Source organism: Aeromonas media, from assembly GCF_020423125.1.
GTDB lineage: Bacteria > Pseudomonadota > Gammaproteobacteria > Enterobacterales > Aeromonadaceae > Aeromonas > Aeromonas media.
This window is the reverse complement of the sequence record NZ_CP075564.1, coordinates 3,476,078-3,495,639: the sequence shown is the minus strand read 5'-3', so window position 1 is coordinate 3,495,639 and position 19,562 is coordinate 3,476,078. Positions and strand designations below refer to the sequence as shown.

At 63.7% G+C, this 19,562-nt stretch carries 18 protein-coding genes; 4 read left to right on the top strand and 14 right to left on the bottom strand.

What is annotated here, in order from left to right; all coding sequences use genetic code 11:
* Positions 1-51 precede the first annotated feature (51 nt).
* The 9 genes from KI797_RS16075 to ltnD all read right to left on the bottom strand — a co-directional run bounded on the left by KI797_RS16075 (position 52) and on the right by ltnD (position 11,145).
* Complete coding sequence (locus KI797_RS16075; RefSeq protein ID WP_043132048.1) at positions 52-1,452, bottom strand: OprD family outer membrane porin; 1,401 nt, start codon at positions 1,450-1,452, stop codon at positions 52-54.
* A gap of 613 nt (positions 1,453-2,065) precedes the next feature.
* On the bottom strand, positions 2,066-3,997 hold the full coding sequence (locus tag KI797_RS16070; protein ID WP_226170060.1) for a methyl-accepting chemotaxis protein: 1,932 nt from the start codon (positions 3,995-3,997) through the stop codon (positions 2,066-2,068).
* A 59-nt stretch (positions 3,998-4,056) separates the two neighbouring features.
* On the bottom strand, positions 4,057-4,947 hold the full coding sequence (locus KI797_RS16065; protein WP_218409697.1) for a DMT family transporter: 891 nt from the start codon (positions 4,945-4,947) through the stop codon (positions 4,057-4,059).
* 86 nt (positions 4,948-5,033) lie between these two features.
* Positions 5,034-6,539: a GntP family permease gene (locus KI797_RS16060; protein ID WP_005328642.1), complete on the bottom strand. Its 1,506-nt coding sequence runs from the start codon at positions 6,537-6,539 to the stop codon at positions 5,034-5,036.
* Positions 6,536-7,486, bottom strand: a complete 951-nt coding sequence (gene denD / locus KI797_RS16055) for a D-erythronate dehydrogenase (RefSeq protein WP_043132055.1) — start codon at positions 7,484-7,486, stop codon at positions 6,536-6,538. The genes KI797_RS16060 and denD overlap by 4 nt, the downstream gene beginning before the upstream one ends.
* Positions 7,487-7,526: 40 nt before the next feature.
* The gene (otnI, locus tag KI797_RS16050; protein ID WP_226170058.1) at positions 7,527-8,300 is read right to left on the bottom strand and encodes a 2-oxo-tetronate isomerase; all 774 of its coding nucleotides are present in this window, start codon (positions 8,298-8,300) and stop codon (positions 7,527-7,529) included.
* 61 nt (positions 8,301-8,361) lie between these two features.
* Complete coding sequence (gene otnC / locus KI797_RS16045; RefSeq protein ID WP_005328654.1) at positions 8,362-8,994, bottom strand: 3-oxo-tetronate 4-phosphate decarboxylase; 633 nt, start codon at positions 8,992-8,994, stop codon at positions 8,362-8,364.
* Positions 8,987-10,240, bottom strand: a complete 1,254-nt coding sequence (gene otnK / locus KI797_RS16040; protein ID WP_226170056.1) for a 3-oxo-tetronate kinase — start codon at positions 10,238-10,240, stop codon at positions 8,987-8,989. Before otnK ends, otnC begins: the two co-directional genes overlap by 8 nt.
* Positions 10,237-11,145: an L-threonate dehydrogenase gene (ltnD, locus tag KI797_RS16035; protein ID WP_226170052.1), complete on the bottom strand. Its 909-nt coding sequence runs from the start codon at positions 11,143-11,145 to the stop codon at positions 10,237-10,239. The genes otnK and ltnD overlap by 4 nt, the downstream gene beginning before the upstream one ends.
* Positions 11,146-11,400: 255 nt before the next feature.
* Between ltnD and KI797_RS16030 the strand changes: the two genes are divergently transcribed.
* A complete protein-coding gene (locus KI797_RS16030) occupies positions 11,401-12,189 on the top strand; it encodes a DeoR/GlpR family DNA-binding transcription regulator (protein WP_226170049.1) in 789 nt (262 codons plus the stop codon).
* Positions 12,190-12,208: 19 nt separating this feature from the next.
* Here the strand turns inward: KI797_RS16030 and KI797_RS16025 are convergent, their stop codons facing one another.
* Both KI797_RS16025 and KI797_RS16020 read right to left on the bottom strand, forming a co-directional pair.
* On the bottom strand, positions 12,209-12,364 hold the full coding sequence (locus tag KI797_RS16025) for an entericidin A/B family lipoprotein (protein WP_139434185.1): 156 nt from the start codon (positions 12,362-12,364) through the stop codon (positions 12,209-12,211).
* 16 nt (positions 12,365-12,380) lie between these two features.
* The gene (locus KI797_RS16020) at positions 12,381-13,442 is read right to left on the bottom strand and encodes a PQQ-dependent sugar dehydrogenase (RefSeq protein WP_404801067.1); all 1,062 of its coding nucleotides are present in this window, start codon (positions 13,440-13,442) and stop codon (positions 12,381-12,383) included.
* A 249-nt stretch (positions 13,443-13,691) separates the two neighbouring features.
* Between KI797_RS16020 and KI797_RS16015 the strand changes: the two genes are divergently transcribed.
* Positions 13,692-15,332, top strand: coding sequence for a SulP family inorganic anion transporter (locus KI797_RS16015; RefSeq protein WP_226170043.1), 1,641 nt, complete (start codon positions 13,692-13,694; stop codon positions 15,330-15,332).
* Positions 15,333-15,372: 40 nt separating this feature from the next.
* Here the strand turns inward: KI797_RS16015 and ppk2 are convergent, their stop codons facing one another.
* The 3 genes from ppk2 to KI797_RS21165 form a co-directional block, all read right to left on the bottom strand.
* The gene (gene ppk2 / locus KI797_RS16010; protein WP_005328671.1) at positions 15,373-16,197 is read right to left on the bottom strand and encodes a polyphosphate kinase 2; all 825 of its coding nucleotides are present in this window, start codon (positions 16,195-16,197) and stop codon (positions 15,373-15,375) included.
* A gap of 42 nt (positions 16,198-16,239) precedes the next feature.
* Positions 16,240-16,530, bottom strand: a complete 291-nt coding sequence (locus KI797_RS21170) for a substrate-binding domain-containing protein (RefSeq protein WP_364577348.1) — start codon at positions 16,528-16,530, stop codon at positions 16,240-16,242.
* An 84-nt stretch (positions 16,531-16,614) separates the two neighbouring features.
* Positions 16,615-16,761 (bottom strand): LacI family DNA-binding transcriptional regulator, encoded by a 147-nt coding sequence (locus KI797_RS21165; protein ID WP_226173145.1) that lies wholly within the window; start codon positions 16,759-16,761, stop codon positions 16,615-16,617.
* A 325-nt stretch (positions 16,762-17,086) separates the two neighbouring features.
* Between KI797_RS21165 and KI797_RS15995 the strand changes: the two genes are divergently transcribed.
* Together KI797_RS15995 and KI797_RS15990 are read left to right on the top strand one after the other, a co-directional pair.
* On the top strand, positions 17,087-18,163 hold the full coding sequence (locus tag KI797_RS15995; RefSeq protein WP_042649269.1) for a glycoside hydrolase 5 family protein: 1,077 nt from the start codon (positions 17,087-17,089) through the stop codon (positions 18,161-18,163).
* Between the two features lie 66 nt (positions 18,164-18,229).
* A complete protein-coding gene (locus KI797_RS15990; protein WP_226170041.1) occupies positions 18,230-19,513 on the top strand; it encodes an extracellular solute-binding protein in 1,284 nt (427 codons plus the stop codon).
* The last annotated feature ends 49 nt before the right edge of the window (positions 19,514-19,562 follow it).

Here is a 19,562-nt window from a genome sequence, read left to right as displayed (position 1 = left end):
AAAACAAAACCGGGCCACGTGGCCCGGTTTTCGATCAGAACAGATGCCTGATTACATGATGGTGAACGGCATGATGATGTGGAACTTGACGTCATGCTCGGAGCTGAACATGTTCGGGTAGTACCAGCTGCCCTTGTCGTCCTGCTCGTTGTTGTAATCGGTGTAGTGCAGCTTGAACAGGGTGCCCTTCAGCTTGCCGTCCTGCACCGTGTACATGACGTCGAAGTTGACGGCCCACTCTTTGCCCGGCTCCAGGGTGCCGTCGCCGTTGTTGGCATCCCAACCGTAGGCACCGGAGACACCGGCGGCCCAACCCGGAGCACCGACCAGATCATCCAGGGTACGTGTGGTACCGAAGAACACGGCCTTCTCTTCGTTGTGGTTCCAGTCTGAGCGGGAATCCCACCAGATCTCGTTCGCACCCTGGGAGTTGCCGTAGCCACGGGTCAGACGGGGCAGGTAGTTGCCCAGATCCCCTTCGGCCTTGGTGTAGAGACCTTCCAGGCGGAAGGCATAGGGGCCGGCTGCCCAGCTGGCGGTCAGGGCCTGTTGCCATGCCAGACCGTCATAGTCTTCGTTCTCGGTGTCGGAACCGTAGAACTGGTAGCTGGTGTTCAGGCCACCCAGCACGTCAAACTTGTGAGCCAGCTTGAAGTGGTAGCTGTCCATGTAGCCTTCGGACTGACCGAAGCCACCTGTGATGGCAGTGCCGTTCTCGAAGGTGTAACGGGCTGCCAGACCGTGGATGTAGTCGATCTTGTTCGCATCGGTGAAGGGATCGCTGGCATAGGGGCTGCTCTTGGAGAAGCCGGCGGTGTTCTTGAACCAGGGCGCCTTGTACTCATCGGCGATGGCGTAGGTCAGGTAGAGGCCGCCGAAGTTGCCTTCGATCTGGCCACCGCGGTAGGTACCGGGTTGATAGGACCAGTTGACGCCCAGGATGCCGGGTACATAGAGCTGGGTGTAACCCCCCTTGGCGGTGACAGCGTCACCGAACTTGAACTTCAGGGCGGCGGTGGAGAGGCTGAAGCCATTCTCGGGAACACCGTCACCACCTGAACCCCACTGGTCGCCCCAGAAGGAGAACTCGTTCTCTTCGTTGACCCCGTTGCTCTCGTCAACGGCCAGGTCATAGGCGCCAAAGCCGCCGACATCCAGTCCGACCATGCCCCAGGCATAACCGGAGTTGTAGTTCAGGGCTGCCTGGGTGGTAGCATGGCTCAGGTTGGAGTGGTATTTGCCGTCCTGACCCGGACCGGCCTGGACGCGATCACGCTCGCGCTGGAAGTAGAACAGGCCGCCTGTCAGCTTGCCTTCGTCGATGAAGGCTTCATAGGACTTGCCGTAGTCCGGGCTCATCATGTCTTGAGCCGCGGATGCCATGCCGGGGGCGAGCAGCGCCGCAACCACGGCGGCACTCAAAGAGGCGCGCTTGAAGATCACTTTTTCCATTTGTTATTGCTCCTGATTTTATGGACTTAGCTTTTTTTCCGGCAGTCGGGCAGGCGCCCGCCGCTCGGTATTGGCATTGCAATCAACACCCCGTAGGGCAAAAGAAATTGTTCTGTGTTGTGCCCATATGCCCGGATGCCTTGGCGCATCAACGAAGGGCAATCTGCATCTTTACAGTCATTATTTTTTAGGTCTCGATCCTTGGCGATCTGACACCACCAAGAGTACGTTCGCGGTGCGAAATATCAACATGAAGTTCCCGCCAAGTTTCAAAAATATGACCGAGTGCAAATAATCATGATTCTTGGTGTGGGCACTCCCAGCCCACTCGTGTCGGTAATGAGAGCGTTTTCAGGTGGTTTTTTCCGTTAACCGGAAGGGAGCTGGGCGCGGATGCAGAACTTTCTTTGTTAACCTGGCGGCAACATATAATTTTGTGTCACAAAAAAAGATATTCATCCTTGTCGGGGTTGTGTCTCCTGCTCGGCGCGTGGAGCAGGCTCCCCCGAGGGGTCATGGGCGCGAGGGACGGAGGGGGTTAACCGGGTGCGGGCATATCAGGGAACAGGCCGGGCGCCTCAAGGGGGGCCCGGCCCGATAGGGGGAGGGCGACTCAGGCCTGACTCAGGATCCGGGGGATCTGCTGAGCCTGGTGGTGGATGTGCTCCGATACCTGCACCGAGAGGCGGCTGCCCTGGCGGGCGTGCTGGCTGATGCGGCCGATGAGGGCGGCGAAGCTGGCGAGCCTGTGCTCCTGGCTCCTGGCGTTGTCGGCACCCTGCAGGGCGATAACGGCGGTGCTGCGCGCCATCTCCCGCACCGTCTGGGTGGTCTGGCGCAACTGTTCGGCCTGCTGGCGCTGCGCGGCTGCCTCTGCGGTGATGCGGGCCAGCACGGTGGCGAGCTGATCTCCTGCCTGGGTGAGGCTCGCCAGGATCTCCGTGATCTGGCCGAGGGAGCGCTGGGTGTCGGCGGAGAGGTGGCGCACTTCGTCGGCGACCACCGCGAAGCCGCGTCCCTGCTCACCGGCACGGGCCGCTTCTATGGCGGCGTTGAGCGCCAGCAGGTTGGTCTGCTGGGAGATGTGGCCGATGACGTCGACGATGGCGGTCACATCTTCCACCGAGCGGGTCAGCTGGGCCAGGGCGCCGCTGCTCTCGTCGATGGCGAGCCCGGTCTGGGCGGTGGCCGCCAGCATGCCCCCCACCAGCAGCTCGCTCTGGCTCATGGAGTGCTCATTGTGCTGGGCGTGCTCCGCTATCTCGGCGGCGACCTGGTGCACCTCGCCGGCAAGTTGATTGAGCTCCTGCATCATGGTGTCGCTCTCATCCACCGCCTGCTCGGTGGTGCGGGTGCTGTGGTGGATCTCCTGCACCTGCTCCACCATCTCCTGCAGGCTGGAGGAGACGCTCGAGAGCTGCCCCGCCTTCTGCTGTTGATCCTGTTGCAGGCGCTCGATCAGGCGGTTGTAGCTCGCGACTATGTCGGCCAGTTCGTTGCGCTCGCGCCCCGTTGCCAGCAACTGCGCCTGCCCGGTGGCATCGAGCTGCAGGAAGGCCGCCCGCAGTCGCAACAATGGCCTGACCAGCCAGCGGCGCTGCACCAGGGCAAACAGCAGGGCGACCACCACCAGGCAGAGCGCCAGGGAGCCGAGCACGGTGGCGAGCTCCCGGTTCATCGTCTGACGAGCGGCGGCGAGCTGCTCCCCCAGTTGCTCGCCGGCCTGCAGCAGCTGCGCGATGTCCTGCTGCACCATCTGGCGCGCGGCCTGCTGCTGTTGCAGCGCCTTGCGGCTGTTCTCCAGCTCCTGGGGATAGCGTTTTAGCAGGGAGGTCAGCTCGGCTTTGGGCAGCTCCCCGAGCTCCTTGCGCACCGGCTCCCCCAGGGTGAACTCATCGGCAGCGGTCTCCTCGAAGAGGTTCAGACTCGGCAGGGCCGTCAGCGCGTCCGCCTGCTTTTGCAGAGCGGCGAGTTCGAACTGCAATCCTTCGAGGCGCTTGGCGCTCGCCTGCTCCATGTAGTTCTGGCGCTGGTGGGCGAGGGCGGGCAGGGTCGCCAGTATGTCGGCGGCCCCCTGGCGGTAGGCCTCGGCGCTGGCCGGATCCAGGTCAGCACCCTGCTGGCCGTAACGCAGCAGCGCCCGGGCCTGGGTGCTCAGCTCGTTCTCGGCGTTTTGCAGCAGCCACTGGCTGTTGCCGGAGAGCTTGCCCGCCGCCAGGTAGTCCCCCTCGATGCGTGCCCCCATCTGTTCGAGCAGGGCACGCAGCGGACTGGTTTGCGACCCGTCTTGCTGCGCCAGCAGCGAGAGCGCCTGCTGGCGCACTCCCTGGGCTTCGGCCAGGCGCAGGGGATCGCCGCTGCCGAGGTAGTCGCGAAGCGCCCCCTGCAGGGGGCCGCTCAGTTGTTGTTGCAGGCGTTCCTGCTGGCGCTGGGCCTGTTCGGCCCGATTGAACTGCTGCCAGCCGTGAAACAGGGCGGTGGCCTGAACGCCGGCCACCAGCAGCAGTACGAGGGAGGAGAGGGAGGCATAATGAGCAATTTTCACATCAGAGTCCTGCTTGAACCACGCAATGGGCGTGAGCTTAAGCAGGCCTGATGGCGTTTTTATGACAGTGGCTCTGCCACTGGCCGAGTCTTGGGTGTTTTCACCAGCAAACCGAGCAGGGCTCCGCCCATGATGAGAGCCCCCGCCAGCAGGTGGCGCGGGGTGAGCTGCTCACCGTTGAGCCAGACCAGCAGCAGGGTGCTCAGCAAGGGGGTGAGGTAGGCGAGCGCCCCGATGCGGCGCGGATCCCCGTCCCGCAGCGCCAGATACCAGGTGACGAAGGCCGCCCCCATGGGGCCGAGGGCCAGCCCGGCGATGAGCAGCCAGTCTGCCTGGGGGATCTGGTCGAAGGGCAGCGGCCCCTCCAGCCCCCAGGCAAGCAGCAGCGCCAGCAGCCCGGCGGGCAGGCAGGCGGCCGCCGTGACCACGGCGGGGGCGGGGGGCAGGCGGCGGGAGAGCACGGAATAGGCGCCCCAGACGATGGCGGCGCCGAGCGCCAGCAGGTAGCCGGGTAGGTGGGCCTGCTGCAGTTGCAGGCTGCCGTCCACCATCACCAGCACCGAGCCGACGAGGCCGAGGGCCCCGGCCAGCAGATGATGCAGGCTCAGGGGATGACCCGGCAGCAGCAATGGGGTGAACAGGATGATGCACAGGGGCCAGAGGTAGTTGATGAGGTTCGCCTCCAGCACGGGGGCGTGGCGAAAGCTCATGAACAGCAGCAGGTGATAGAGCAACAGCGCCGTGATGGTCACCAGCCAGGTGAGGGAGCTGGCGCGCCACTGGCGCCAGAACGGCAGGGCGCCTGCGCCACAGAAGAAGAGCACCAGTCCCACCAGCACCAGCGGTGAGACGCTGGTGATTCGGGAGGTGAGGGCAGCGAGCGAGGCCCACAGCAAGATGGTGAGCAGCGCAAAACCGGTGGACTTGTCCCACCAGGAAGAAGCAGACATCCAACACTCCTTTGCAAGATGAATAAAAAAGAGGGCCAGTCTAGCAGACTGGCCCTCGTCACACAGCGTTGCCATGACGCTGCGGGTTATGACTCCCGGCTCGGCACTGCACTGGCCGCCGGCGCCAGGGACTGGCCCCTGACGTACCAGACGATGAGCGCCAGCACCAGCAGCGGCAGCACGGGGTCGAACCAGGTGCCGCCGGAGCCGAATACCAGGTTCAGCAGGGCGACGCCGGTGCCGCCGATGGCCCAGGCGATGGTGGTCGGGATGGACCAGACGATCATCTGCTGCTTGACGTCCGAGATCCCCATCATGCGGTTGACCACCCAGAACAGGCTGTCGTTGAAGTAGCCGAAGAAGAGCGACCCCATGGTGGCAGCCTGAGCCGCCAGCAGCATGTTGACCCCGGGGATCTGCGCCAGTATGGGGGCGGAGATGGAGGCCGCCGTCACCATGGCCACAGTGCCTGAGCCCTGGATGAGGCGCACCAGGGTCGCGACGATGAAGGGGATCAGTATGGGGGAGATGGGCAACTGGGCGATCTGCTCGGCGAGCTGCTGGCCCGCACCGCTGTCGCGCAGCACGGCACCCAGGGCGCCGCCGGCACCGGTCACCAGCAGTATGATGCCGGCCGATTGCAACCCCTCTTCGAGGCGAGCGGCGGTGGCGTGTCTGTCCATGTGCGGCACCAGCGTATAGACCGCCAGCAGCACGCTGATGGCGAGCGCTATGATGGGGGTGCCGATGAAGTTGATGCCCTGCACCAGGGGATTCGCCATCAGGCCGTCCATCCCCTCCAGGGTGGCGAGGGTGGTGAAGATGGCCTTGACGAAGATAAGTACTATGGGCACCAGGATCGGCAGCAGCGACAGGGTCAGGCTCGGCAGGGTCTTGCCTTCCTTCTCCTTGAGGTACTGCTCATAGGTAGCTTGCAGCTCGTCCGGGGTCTGGGCTGCGTTCGCGCCGAACTCGGGGTACTTCTTGTCGAGCCACTGGGCGTAGAAGACGATGCCGAGCACGCAGGGGATGGCCAGGGCCATGCCCATCAGCAGCATGGCGCCTATGTCCACGCCAAACAGACCGGCAACACCGAGCGGCCCCGGGGTCGGCGGCACCGTATGGTGGGTGACCACCAGGCCCCCCGCCAGGGCGACCCCCAGGGTCAGCAGGGAGCGCTTGCCGCTTTTCGCCAGCGCCTTGGCCACCGGATAGAGGATGACGAAGGCGGAATCCACGAAGATGGGGATGCTGACGATGTAGCCCGTGATGGCTAGTGCCCACTCTTCGCGGCGCTTGCCGAGCCACTTGATGAAGCTGTAGGCGATCTGTTCGGCGGCGCCGGAGACCTCAAGCAGACGCCCCATCATGACCCCGAGGCCGATGACGATGCCGATGCTGCCGAGGGTGGAGCCAAAGCCTTGCGTGATGACGGTGAGGGTCTTGTCGATGCTCATGCCACCGGTGATCCCGGCGATGCAGGCCGCCGCCAGCATGGCGATCAGGGCGTGCACCCGGGTGCGGACCACCAGGAATACCAGTACGAAGACGGCGATGACCAGGCCGATGATGGGGGTAGGGATGTCGCTCATGATGCCTCCTGCATGTCATGGGTGATGAAACTGTCGATGATGTCGGCAAACGTCCTGTCTGCCGCGAAGCCGAGGGCGCTGGCCCGCTGGTTGTCGATGCGTCCCGGCCAGCTCGCGACTATGCGCTCGATGGCCGGATCGGCGGCAAACTGCACCCGATCCCGGGCCGCCTGGCCACCGGCCCGGGCGAGGGCCTCCAGCATCTCGCCGACGGTGACGCTGATGCCGGGCAGGTTGATGCTGCGGGCGTCACCTGTGGCGGGAAGCCTGGCCGCCAGCAGGAAGTTCGCGACTACGGTGGCGGGGCTCGAGAGCCAGAGGCGCAGTTCCGGGCTCACCGGGCAGAGGGCGTTCTCACCCTGCAGCGGCTCGCGGATGATGCTGCTGACGAACGACGAGGCGGCGCGGTTCGGCTTGCCCGGCCGTACGCAGATGGTGGGCAGGCGCAGCACCAGGCCATCCACATAGCCCTTGCGGCTGTAGTCGTTGACCAAGAGCTCCCCCATGGCCTTCTGGGCGCCATAGGAGGAGGTCGGGGTGAGCGCGGTGCCATCGTTCACCAGCTCAGGCAGCGGGCCGCCATAGACGGCGAGCGAACTGGTGAAGACGAAGCGGATGCCGGGGCGGGTGTGGCGGCAGGCCTCCAGCAGGGTGCGGGTGGTGTCCAGATTGACCTTCCAACCGAGATCGAAGTCCTGCTCTGCGTGGCTGCTGACGATGGCTGCCAGGTGGTAGACCACGGTTGTCCGCTCGCTGATCAGGGACTCGGCGACACCGGTTTCGGTGAGGTCGGCCTTCAGGCAGCGCACCCTGGGATCCGGCAGGGGGGATTGCGGCTGCTGGATGTCCACCAGCAGCAGCTCGGTGAAGGGGTGGGGGCCTTGCAGCAGGGCCCGGGCCAGTTTCTGGCCCAGGAAGCCACCGCCGCCGGTGATGATGATTTGCATCTCGTTATCCTCAGACTCGTTCATGTGTAGGTTGTGTTTCTTATTGTTGTGTCAGCCAGCCCAGCCCTTCCCGGGTGCCGGCTCTGGGGTTGTATTCGCAGCCAATCCAGTCGTGGTAGCCCGCCTGCGCCAGCACCTTGAACAGGTGGGGGTAGGCGATCTCCCCCTCGTCCGGCTCGTGGCGATCCGGTACCGAAGCTATCTGGACGTGGCCGATGGCCGGTCCCAGCTTGCCGATGAGACGGGTGAGATCCCCGTCCATGATCTGGGCGTGGTAGAGGTCGAGCTGCACCCCCACGTTGGGTCTGTCTATCTCCTGCACCAGGGCCAGGGCGTCGAGCTGGTGAGCCAGGAAGTAGCCGGGCACGTCCCGATCATTGAGAGGCTCAAGCAGCACCTTGATGCCGTCTGCGGCCAGGAAGTCGGCGGCGAAGCGGATGTTCTCGATCAGGGTCTGGCTGTGGGTCGCCAGGCTGTGTGTCGGGTCGACTATGCCGCTCATGGCGTGCACCTTGGTGCAGCCGAGCGCCAGGGCGTAGTCACGCACGCTTGGCAGGTGAGCGCGAAACTCTGCCTCCCGCCCCGGGATGGCAGCCATGCCGCGCTCCCCCGCCCCCCAGTTGCCCGGCGGCATGTTGAACAGGGCCTGGGAGAGGCCGTTCTCGCGCAGCAGGCGGCCCAGCTCGGCGGCCGGCCACTCGTAGGGGAACAGGAACTCCACCGCCTCGAAGCCTGCCTCGCGGGCGGCGGCGAAGCGCTCCAGGAACGGCAGCTCGGTAAACAGCATGGTGAGATTGGCGGCAAACTTGCTCATGGCGTGATGCTCCTCAATGCGTTGTGTTCGTATCGGGTCAGAGAGGCGGACCAGGATTGGCTCATGGCTTCAGGCTCCTCAATTCGGTGATCTCGGGTTCGCTCAGGTAGCGGATGGACTGGCCATGGAGCATCAGTGCCAGGCGCGCCGTCTCCTCCAGCTCCTCCATGTTGTTGACCGCATCCACCAGATCCTTGCCCGTCACCACGGGGCCGTGGTTGGCGAGCAGGAAGGCGTTGCCCTCGGGGGCGCGGCGCCCCAGCTCCTCGGCGATGCGGGCATCCCCCGGCTTGTAGTAGGGGATGAGCGGCAACTGGCCGACCCGCATCACGTAGTAGGGGGTGAAGGGGCGGATGACGTTGGCCGGATCCAGCCCCTCCAGGCAGGAGAGGGCGGTCAGGTAAGTGCAGTGCAGGTGCACCACGGCCCGGCAGTCCGGATTGTTGTGATAGATGGCGAGGTGGAAGGCCACCTCCTTGGAGGGGCGGTCACCCCCCAGGTGTTCCCCCTGCAGGTTGACGTGAGAGAGCCTGTCGGCGCTCAGACGTCCCAGGCAGGAGCCGGTCGGGGTGGCGATCAGGGTGCCGTCCGGCAGCAGGGCGGAGAGGTTGCCAGCGCCCCCGGTGGCATAGCCGCGCTGGAAGAGGGAGGCCCCCAGCATCACCATGGTGTCGCGCAGTGCCTGTTCAGTCATGGAAGTACTCCTGAGCCTTGTCGAAGAAGTCGTCGCTCCCGAAATTGCCGGACTTGAGGGCCAGCGACAGCGGGGCGTCGATGGCCCGTACCCAGGGCACACCGGGGGCGATTTGCGGGCCTATGTGGAACGCCTTGACGCCGAGGGCCTGGGTGACCCGGCTCGAGGTCTCGCCACCGGCGATGATGAAACGGTCCACGCCTGCGTCTTGCAGCAGTTGGGCGAGGCGGGCAAAGCAGTGCTCCACCGCGTCGCTGGCTGCCTGCTGGCCGTGGGTCTCCTGAATGCGGGCCAGCTCCACCGGGCTGGTGGTGGCGTAGACCAGCGGCGCCGGGGTGAGGGGCTGGGCCAGTACCCAGTGAGCCAGCTCGGCCGGGTAGTCGGCATCCTCGAGGCAGCGCACTACATCCAGCGCCAGCGCGGGGGCGTGCTGGCGATAGCGGGCCACCTGGCGGTTGGTCATCTCGGAGCAGGAGCCCGACAGCACCACGGCGCGGGTGCCTCTGGGCCAGCCAGCCTCGCGGGCACCTTGCAGATCGCCGCTGCCAAGCTGGCGGGCCAGGCCGATGGCGAGGCCGGAGCCACCTGTCACCAGGGGCATGTCGAGGGCGGCGGTGGCGATATCCAGCAGGTGTTGCTCGGTCAGGGTGTCGACCACGGCGTAGCGCACACCAGCTTGTGTTAGCTGCTCAAAGGCGTCGGCAATGGCATCGGGGCCTTGAGCTATGGTGGTGAACGGCACCAGACCGGCGCGGCCCTGGGCCTGCCCCTCCATCAGCCGCAGCAGATTGCTGTCGGTCATGGGGGTGATGGGGTGGTGGCGCATGCCGGATTCGGCCAGTGGCTGGGCACCGACGAAGAGGTTGCCCTGATAGACGGTGCGACCGTTGACCGGCAGGGCCGGGCAGATCAGGGTGAAGTCGTGGCCAAGCGCCGCCAGCAGAGCGTCGGTGACCGGGCCTATGTTGCCCGCCGCCGTGCTGTCGAAGGTGGAGCAGTATTTCTGGTAGATGCGCGGGCAGCCGCGGGCCTTGAGCCAGGCCAGGGCAGCCAGGGAGTCGCGCACCGCTTCGCCCGCCGGGCAGGAGCGGCTCTTGAGGCTGATCACCACGGCATCGACCTGGGGCAGATCCCCGTCATGCTCCGGCACGCCGGCGAGTTGCAGGGTGGAGAGGCCGTTCTCCACCAGGAAGCCGGCGATGTCGGTGGCGCCGGTGAAGTCGTCTGCGATGACACCGAGTTTCATGCTTGATCCTCCTGACCCGGCAGCTGGATGCCGGAGAAGATCTTGATGACGGCGCTGTCATCTTCCTGGCCGTGCCCTGCGTTGCTGGCGCCGAGGAACATGTTGAGGGCGGTGCTCGCGAGCGGCAACGGGAAGCGCAGCGCCTTGGCGGTGTCCGCCACCAGGGTGAGATCCTTGACGAAGATGTCCACTGCGGAGCGGGCCTGGTAGTCGCCGGTCAGCACCCGGGGCATGCGGTTTTCAAACATCCAGGAGTTGCCGGCGGCATGGGTCACCACGTCATACATGAGATCCAGCGACACGCCGGCCCGACTGGCCAGGGCCATGGCTTCGGCGGCAACGGCGATGTGCACCCCGGCCAGCAGCTGATGGATGATCTTGACGGTGCTGCCCTGGCCCGGTTCGCTGCCGACCCGGTAGAGCTTGCCTGAGACTGCATCCAGCACAGGGGCCAGCTTGTCGAAGGCGGTGTCTGATCCTGCGGCCATCACAGTCATCTCGCCCGCGTCGGCCTTGATGGCGCCACCGGAGACAGGGGCGTCCAGCATCGGCAGCCCCAGTTGTGCCAGCTCGGCGGCCAGGGCGCTCGCCTCTTCGGCCGCAATGGTGGAGGAGACCATGATGGCGGTGCCCGGTTTGAGGTGGCGAGCCAGCCCCTCTTCGCCGAGCAGGATGCGGCGCACCTGGGTGGCGTTGACCACCAGCAACAACACAGCATCGAGCGTCTCGGCCAGAGGTCTGGCATCGGCCATGACGGCGGCGGCACCGGCCTGCTGCAACTGGCTGCGGGCCTGCTCGCTGAGATCAATGCCGTAGGTGGTGAGCCCGGCCCGCAGGCAGGAGCGGGCGGCGCCCATGCCCATGGCCCCCAGGCCGATGACAGCAACATGATAGGAAGTGCTCATCTCGTGATTCCTCGATAACGACTGATGAGCAGATAGTAGAGGCTTGTGACGGTGAAATATCAGGCAGGTGTCACAAAAAATAACTTATTTAGTGTTAATTTTTGTTATTTATGCGGATTGAGATTCTTTTGAGTCAATTTTTGGCGTTTTCTATGTGAATAAATGTGATTTGTGAGCCCCTTCGAGCTTATTTATCATTTTTTACCATGTTGCTGGGGTAGAATGGCGCCTCTTTTCCCTGAGGGGTGAGTCAAGATGATTCCCGTAGAGCGACAGCAACGTATCCTGCAACTGCTGGCAGAGCGCGGCGTGGTCAGCATAGTGGAGCTGACCGACTGGTTGCAGGTCTCCCACATGACCATCAGACGCGACATCCAGAAACTGGAGGATCAGGGGCGGGTGCTCTCGGTATCCGGCGGAGTCAGTCTCTCCCAGCGGATCAAGAGCGAGCCCTCCCACGCTACCAAGCGCAGCCTGATGCAGGGGGCCAAGCTGGCCATCGCCCGGCTCGCCGCCGCCCAGGTGAGCGAGGGGTGCACCGTCTATCTGGACGCCGGCACCACCTCTCTGGAGCTGGCCCGGGAGCTGGCGCTGCGGGAAGATCTGATGATAGTGACCAACGACTTCATGGTCTGCGCCTACCTCATCGAGCACGGCCGCTGCCGCCTCTATCACACCGGGGGCCAGGTCATTCGCGAGAACCAGTCCTGCGCCGGGGAGGCCACCGCCCACTTCCTGCGCAACCTCCACCTGGACGTTGCCTTCCTGTCTGCCTCCTCCTGGGATGGACAGGGGATCTCCACCCCGAGCGAGCAGAAGGTGCCGGTGAAGCGGGCCGTGGTGGAGTCGGCGGCAACCCGCATCCTCATCTGTGATTCGTCCAAATATGGCAAGGTCGGCACCTTCAACGTGGTGGGCTGGGATGCAATCGATCAGGTGATCACCGACGAGCAACTGCCCCAGAGCGCCCGCGAGGCATTGGCACAGCACGGGGTCAGGGTGACCATGGCCCCGCTCGCCAGCCTGGCCTCCGGCGTCGAGTGACTGTGTGAGCCTTAGGTTGTCACTCTTTGCCGGCCTGAGGCTCGCTCGTCAGGTTGGCAGAGCCCTGGATCACCTCGCCCGCCTTCTCGATGTCCCGCCCCACCCCGTGTATGGTGTTGCAGCCCAGCAACCAGAGGCTGGCACAGAGCACCAGCAGGGTACGATTCTTGTTCATGCTTCCTCCTTGCATCTTATGGGGTCAGTTTGAGCAGGCACCCCTGGCCTGAATCCGTCAACAGGTAGAGGGCACCGTCGGGGCCCTCCTTGACGGTGCGGATCCGCTCCCCGAGGTCGGTCAGCAGCCGCTCTGCCGACATTATCTTGTCTCCGTCGAGGTGCAGGCGCAACAGGGCCTGGCCGCGCAGGGCGCCGACCAGCAGATCCCCCCGCCACTCCTTGAACAGTTCCCCCTGATAGAAGGTCATGCCCGAGGGGGCGATGGAGGGCACCCAGATCCAGCGCGGCGGCGTCATGCCGGGCGCGCTCTGGCCCAGGCCAATCTTGCCGCCACCGTACTCCTCGCCGAAGGTCACTTTGGGCCAACCGTAGTTGTGGCCGGGCAGGATGAGGTTGACCTCGTCCCCGCCCTGGGGGCCGTGCTCGTGGGCCCAGAACTGCTGGCTGCCGGGACGCAGTGCGGCTCCCTGCATGTTGCGATGGCCCAGGCTCCAGATCTCCGGCAGGGCACCCGCCGTCTTGACGAAGGGATTGTCGGCGGGGACCCGGCCATCCTTGTGCAGGCGTACCGTCTTGCCGAGGTGGTTGTCGAGCGTCTGGGCCCGCTCCCGTTCGCTGTAACGATCGCCGAGGGTGATGAAGAGATAGCCGTCCTCCGTCAACGCCAGACGGGATCCAAAATGGGCGCCGCCGGCCACCTTGGGTTCTTGGCGAAACAGCAGTTGCCAGTCGATGAGGGCCTCCTTTTGCAGCCGGGCCCGGGCCACTGCGGTGCCGGCCCCGCCGTCCCCCGGCTCGCTGTAGCTGAGATAGAGCCAGCCCTCGCCGTCCAGGGCGAGATCGAGCAGGCCTCCCTGGCCCGTGGCGGCGAGGGGCGGCAGGCCCGAGATGAGGTGACGTTTGCCCGCGGCGTCGATGTGCAGCAGGCGGCCCGGGCGCTCGCCAATCAGATAGCCGCCATCCGGCAGCAAGACCAGCCCCCAGGGATGATTTAGACCCTCCACCAGGGGAGTCAGTGTCAGCGCCCGCACCGGGAACACCAGGCAGACAAGCAGCAGTGCAAGCAGTCGCAACAAGGAGGGTCTCCTCTTGGAAAGGGGGCTGGCCGGCGGCGCAACGTCGCTGAAGTATAGGGGAGCGAGATGGCAAAACGTGAGAAACAACAAGCCTCTGCATCGGGCTGGCGCATACACTTCTCTCTGTAACCGTGCCTGCATCCTGAGGGTGCAAGGGGCGGAGGATGTCGCACCGAACTGCCGATCATGAACTCGTTTTAGAGTCATGCCCACCGGCGCCCGGCCAGACCCGTGATCATGGAGGACAAGATGTCATCACCCGCGTTGGCGCCAAGGCGCTCCCTGTCCGATCTGCTGGCCGGCGTCACCGCGGCGGCGGTCGTGTTGCCCAAGGCCATGGCCTACGCCAGCGTGGCCGGTCTGCCGGTGGCTATCGGTCTCTATACCGCGTTTGTGCCCATGGTGCTTTACGCCCTGTTGGGCTCCTCCCGAGTGCTCAGTGTCAGCTCCACCAGTACCCTGGCGATCCTGACTGCGACCCAGCTCGGACTGGTGGTGCCGGATGGGGATCCCGGTCGGCTGATCACGGTGACGGCCACTCTGACCCTGCTGGTGGGGGCCATGCTGATGCTGGCGGCGGTGCTGCGCCTCGGCTTCGTGGCGAACTTCATCTCCCTGCCGGTGCTGGTGGGGTTCAAGAGCGGCATCGGGCTGGTGATCATCCTCGATCAGCTGCCCAAGCTATTCGGTGTGCACATCCAGAAGGAGAACTTCTTTCTGGATCTCTATCACCTGGGGCTGGCGCTGCCCCAGACCTCCTGGCTGACCCTGGGAGTCGCTCTCGTCACCCTGGTGGTGCTGGTGTTCATGGAGTGGCGCTTTCCCCATTCTCCCGCCCCCTTGCTGGGGGTGGGCATCGGCATCGCGCTGGTGTGGGGCTTTGGCCTGAACGAGGCAGGGGTCGCCATCGTCGGGAGCATTCCCACCGGCTTGCCCGCCCTGACGATGCCGGATCTGACCCTGGTGTTGCAACTGCTGCCGGGGGCGGCGGGCATCGCGCTGATGAGCTTCACCGAGACCATAGCCGCAGGCCGGGCCTTCGTGGGCAAGGAAGAGCCGGAGATCAATCCGAACCGCGAGCTGGTGGCCACCGGGCTGGCCAACCTGGGGGGAGCCTTCTGCGGCAGCATGCCGGCAGGGGGGGGGACCTCCCAGACCGCCGTGGTGCGCTCCGTCGGGGGCGTCAGCCAGTGGGCCTCTGCGGTCACCGCCGCCATGGCGCTGGCCACCATGATCTTCCTCGCCCCGCTGCTCTCCTGGCTGCCGAGCGCCACCCTGGCGGTGGTGGTCATCGTCTATTCGGTGGGGCTCATCCAGCCGGGGGAGTTTCGCAAGATAGGGCAGATTCGCATGATGGAGTTTCGCTGGGCCGCCATCGCCTGCCTGGGAGTGCTGCTGTTCGGCACCCTGGAGGGGATAGTGGTCGCCATCCTGGCCTCCTTGCTGGGGCTGGCCAGCCAGACGGCGCAGCCACCCGTCTATGTGATTGGCCGAAAACCCGGGGAGGATGTGCTGCGGCCGCTGGCCGCGCGTCATCCCGATGACGAGACGGTCCCCGGCCTGTTGATCCTGCGCCCGGAGGGGCGCCTCTTCTTCATCAATGTGCAGCATGTGGCCGCCCGGATCCGCGAGCTTATCGAGACTCACCAGCCCGAGGTGGTGGTGCTGGACATGAGCCGGGTGCAGGACGTGGAGTACTCGGCCCTGATGATGCTGATGGAGGGGGAGCAGCAGGCGCGCGCCCGGGGCGTCACCCTCTGGCTGGCCGGGCTCAATCCCGGGGTGCTCGAGAACGTGCGTCGCAGCGGGTTGGCCAGTCAGCTCGGGGAGAGCCGCATGCTGTTCAATGCCAGGGCGGCCATCCGCCAGTATCAACAGGGCAGGGCGTGAGGGAGCAAGGGGTGAGCCAGAGGCTCCCCCTTGACGGTGATCAGAACAGTTCCGGGATCACCCGGAACGGGTGCTCCGAGGCCTTGACCTTGCCAATCTTGCGTTTGGGCAGCTTGACCGGTTCGGCCGGCAGTTCCTCGTAGGGAACGTGGGCCAGCAGATGGGAGATGATGTTGAGCCGCACCCGCTTCTTGTCCTCGGAGCGGGCCACGAACCAGGGAGCCCAGGCGGTGTCGGTGGCGGTGAACATGGCATCCCGCGCCCGGGTGTAGTCATCCCAGCGATCGAAGGACTTGATGTCCATGGGGGAGAGCTTCCAGATCTTGCGACCATCGTCGATGCGATCCCGCAGCCGCCGCTCCTGCTCCTGTGGGGTCACCTCCAGCCAATACTTCAGCAATATGATGCCCGAGTCGACCATGGCCTGTTCCACCATGGGAACCCCCGCCAGGAATTTGTCGCTCGCCTCCTGGCTGCAAAAGCCCATGACACGCTCCACCCCGGCCCTGTTGTACCAGCTGCGATCGAAAATGACGATCTCGCCCGCCGCCGGCAGGTGCGGGATGTAGCGCTGGAAATAGAGCTGGCTCTTCTCCCGTTCGGTGGGGGCCGGCAGCGCGATGACCCTGAACACCCGGGGACTGACCCGCTCGGTGATCGCCTTGATGGTCCCCCCCTTGCCAGCGCCGTCGCGCCCTTCGAACACTATGCAGACCTTGAGTCCCTTGTGCACCACCCACTGCTGCAGTTTCACCAGCTCCACATGCAGGCGACGCAGTTCCTTCTCGTATGCCTTGTTGCCAAGCGGCTTGGACTCTGCTGCCGGAGCAGGCTGTTCAGTCGTAGATTTTTTTTTGCTGGCCATGATTCCCTTCTCTTGATGCGAGCCAATGAAGAATGGTCGTCGTCATCGACGGCCCACATCCTGAGTGTAATCGAGCGCAGGGCTGGGTACAGATGCGAAGTGCCGCGGTGGGACAGGGATCAAGTGAAAGTCGTGGGTGGCCTTATGGATCTCGTTCGGGGCGTCCAACAAACAGAGGGGCACCATCTCGTTGGCCAGCATTTGGTTATCGTGTCCCGCAACCAAGATATCTTCCGGAATGCGTAACCCTGCCTCCGCAATGGCCTGATAGCAGCCCTGGGTCATGTAGTCACTGCAGCAGAAGACCGCGTCTGGTGTGTTGGGGAGTGCCAGCAGCTGCCGGGTCTGCTCATAGGCCTCGCGCAGCGGCCAGTTAGCGACGCGTACCCATTGTGGAGCCGGGATCCGGTCATTTGATCAGGGCTTGGCGATATCCCTCCAGCCGTAGGTTGTTGGCCTCCCTCCAGGGTTTCCCCTGAATGAGAGCTTCACCGCGCTCGAACCGTTGAGCACCAGAGATACAGTAGATTGGGAGACGCCGGCTGCGGCGGCGATGGCACTCATGGTGATGCGTTGCTTGTTCATCGATATGACCAGCCCCTGTCATCAAGCTAATATTATTAGTTTTTTTTCTCGTCAATCATACCCCACCAGATTGGGGGAACCAGCCATGTTATCGTCATCAGCGCGGATCAATACGATCGATAAACACCCAATCCAGGCTGTCAACGCGCTTAAAAACGGTATGTTAACCAGACGTTGCAATGAGCCTTGGTCTGGCTCATTTTGTGACTGACCACCAAATTCCATCTAACACCCTTTGCTATTAATATGATTAGCAAATAAAAATTAGCTCATAAATATTAAACATTAGCAAAAGGGGGGGGCGATGGCGGTACAACAGTGGTCAACAGAACAGGCCTGGCAGTGGTGGAGCAAGCAGCCCTGGCTGAGAGGGTTCAACTACTTGCCCAGAACCGCCGTCAACTGGACGGAGATGTGGCAACGGGAGACCTTCGATCTCCCGACCATCAGGCAGGAGTTAGCGTGGGCCAGAGAGGTGGGCTACAACACCCTGCGCACCAACCTGCCCTTCATCGTCTGGCAGGTGGACAGAGATGGCCTGATCGCCCGCATCGACGACTTCCTGGCGGTGGCGGCCGCAGAGGGGATCAGCGTCATGCTGACCCCCATGGATGATTGCGGCTTCTCCGGCGATCACCCCTATCTGGGCCCGCAAAAAGAGCCTGTCAAAAACCTGCACAACAGTCAGGCAGCGGCGAGCCCTGGACGCAACGTCGTCATGGATGTCACCCAATGGTGTGAACTGGAGCGTTACATCAAGGATGTCGTCGGCATGTTCGCCCAGGATGAACGTATTCTGGTGTGGGATCTCTACAACGAGCCGACCAATCGCGGCATTTTCCGTGGCCCCAATCAGCATGAAGAGTTCGATCCTGCCATGGAGCCCTACAGCCATCATCTGATGGAGCTGGCCTTCAGCTGGGCGCGCGAGGCCAATCCCTGCCAGCCGCTGACGGTCTGTGCCTGGCATGCTGCCAACCACTTTAGCCCGGACGATCCCATCTTCACTCATCCCACCGACCTCCGGGCAATGGCGCTGTCGGATGTGATCAGCTTCCATGCCTATCAGTCACTCGAACTGCTGGAAAAAAGTCTGGAAATCGTCGCGACCTACGATCGCCCCCTGCTCTGCACCGAGTGGCTCGCTCGCCATGCCAAGTCGTTCATGCATGAGCAACTGCCTATCTTCAAGGAGCGCAAGATCGCCTGTTACCAATGGGGACTGGTCAAGGGGAGAACCCAGACGCATCTGCCCTGGCCCAATATCCAGCGAGCCGTTCCGGAGTACGCGGACACCTGGTTCCACGACCTGCTCGAGGCGGATGGCTCCCCCTATGACGAGCGTGAGGTCGCCCTGATCCAGTCCCTGACCACCGAATAAGAAAGACTCCTCCGAGGCGATGCCAACCCATCGGCATCGCCTCACCCTACACATAGAGGTCATATCATGAAGAAGATAAAGCTGCTGGCATTGCTGGTCGCGGGGGCAACGCTTTCTCCCATTACCCTGGCACAAACCACACTGCAATACTGGACCCTGCTCAACGGCGGCGATGGCGCGCGCATGAAGCAACTGGTCGACGGTTTCAATGCCAGCCAGGGTGACTACAAAATAGAGACTACCACCCTGAACTGGGGTGAACCCTTCTATACCAAACTCAAGACCGCCTCTGTCATGGGCAGCGGTCCGGACATGGCGACCATCCATCTCTCCAAGATCTCCGGCCTGACCCAGACCCAGGGCCTTGAGCCCATCAATCCCGAGGTTCTGAAGCAGGCTGGCTACGATAGCAACCAGCTTTTCCCGCTGCTCTGGAAGCAATCGAACGTCGATGACAAGACCTATGCTCTGCCCATCGATACCCATGCCATGGTGCTCTATTACAACAAGCGCATCGCGGCCAAGGCCGGCTTGCTGGATGAGCAGGGTAGACTCAAGCCCATTGCCTCGCTGGCGCAGTTTGATGCGGCGCTCAAAAGCGTGAAAGAGCAAGGGGCGATGGGTCTGAGCATGGAGACTTCGCCCATGTCCTACATGCCTTACCGTCTCTGGCTCTCCATGATCAGCCAGCAGGGCGGCAAGACCATAGAGAACAACGAGTTTGTCTATGGCGAGGCGGGTAGGCAGGCGATGGCGGCGATGGCCAGGTGGTACGCCGACGGCTACGCCACCAAGGGGCTGGATTACGCTTCCTCCACCACGGAGTTCATGACCGGCCGCTCGGCCTTGATGCTCAATGGCGTCTGGGAGCTCCCCTCCGTTACCGACGGCATGAAGAGCGGCAAGCTTGGATTCGAAGTGGGCATCGCATCTCTCCCCTCCTTCTTCAACGGTAGCAGGGCCGCCTGGGCCGACTCCCACGCATTGGCCATTCCGCGCAATAAAGACAAACCCATCTCCGACGAAAAAGTGCTGGGGATTGCCAAATTTGCCAACTATATCAACCAGAACGCCCTCACCTGGGCCGAAGGGGGCCACATTCCGGCCTACGAGCCGACGGTCGCCACCCAGGCGTTCAAGGAGATGCCACTGCTCGCGGATTATGTCAGCGAGACGGCCAGCAACATCGTCTATGACCCGGATGGCTGGTACAGCGGGGCGGCTGGCCCCCTGCAGGCCACCGCCTCCAAGTACTTCCCGGCGGCGCTGACCGGTCAGTTGCCCATCGAGAAGGCGCTGCAGATGTTCGAGCGCGATGCGGGCAAGTTCATGAGTCGTCCGGCACGTTAATGACCCTGGGGCAGAAGGCCAATCCTCTGCCTCCCGGTTTCCTTCATTC